Source organism: Streptomyces sp. H39-S7, assembly GCF_027158205.1.
Lineage (GTDB): Bacteria > Actinomycetota > Actinomycetes > Streptomycetales > Streptomycetaceae > Actinacidiphila.
This window is the reverse complement of record NZ_JAPVLU010000141.1, coordinates 1-1,062: the sequence shown is the minus strand read 5'-3', so window position 1 is coordinate 1,062 and position 1,062 is coordinate 1. Positions and strand designations below refer to the sequence as shown.

General features: G+C 68.3%; 1 protein-coding gene. It reads left to right on the top strand.

The features are described 5' to 3' along the window. The coding region (locus tag O3X23_RS43870; protein ID WP_269281010.1) for a family 2B encapsulin nanocompartment shell protein at positions 1-1,062 on the top strand (1,062 nt) is incomplete at both ends.

Sequence of the window (1,062 nt, the reverse complement as noted above, 5' to 3'; positions counted from 1 at the left end):
CATACAAGCCTTGATACGGCTGCTGCCCGGAATCTGGCGACCACCACCAAGTCCGCACCGCAGATGGCGGGGATCTCCTCGAGGTGGCTGCTGCGCATGCTGCCCTGGGTCGAGGTCAGCGCCGGCACCTACCGGGTCAACCGCCGGCTCACCTACTCCGTCGGCGACGGCAAGGTCACCTTCGTCAAAACCGGCTCCCACGTCCGCGTCGTCCCCGCCCAGCTGGGCGAACTGTCCCTGCTGCGCTCCTTCGACGACCCCTCCGTACTGGCCGCACTCGCCGACCGCTTCACCCAACGCGAGTTCACCGCCGGCGACCTGCTCGCCGAAGCCGGCCAACCCGTCGACACCGTCTACCTCCTCGCCCACGGCAAGGTCGAACAGCTCAGCGAAGGCGAGTTCGGCGAGCAGAATCGTCTCGGCGTCCTCGCCGACGGCGCACACTTCGGCGAACAGGGCCTACTGGATTCCGACAGCACCTGGGAGTTCACCGCCCGCGCCGCGACCACCACCACAGTGCTGGCCCTGTCCCGCCAGGACTTCCAGACCCTCGCCGACCAGTCCCCCACCCTGCGCGCACACCTCGAGGCCTACCGGGCCATCCCCCGCCAACGCGTCAACAAGCGCGGCGAAGCCGCCATCGAACTCGCCTCCGGCCACACAGGCGAAGCCGACCTGCCCACCACCTTCGTCGACTACGAAGTCGCCCCCCGCGAATACGAACTGAGCGTCGCGCAGACCGTCCTGCGCGTCCACAGCCGCGTCGCGGACCTCTACAACGAACCGATGAACCAAATCGAGCAGCAGCTCAAACTCACCATCGAAGCCCTGCGCGAACGCCAGGAACACGAACTCATCAACAACCCCGACTTCGGACTGCTGCACGCCGCCGACTACGACCAGCGCCTGCAACCCCACGCCGGCCCCCCGATCCCCGACGACCTCGACGAACTCATCAGCCGCCGCCGCGGCACCCGCTTCCTCCTCGCCCACCCCCGCACCATCGCCGCCATCGGCCGCGAATGGACCCGCAAGGGGCTGTACCCCGACTCCGTGGAGGTC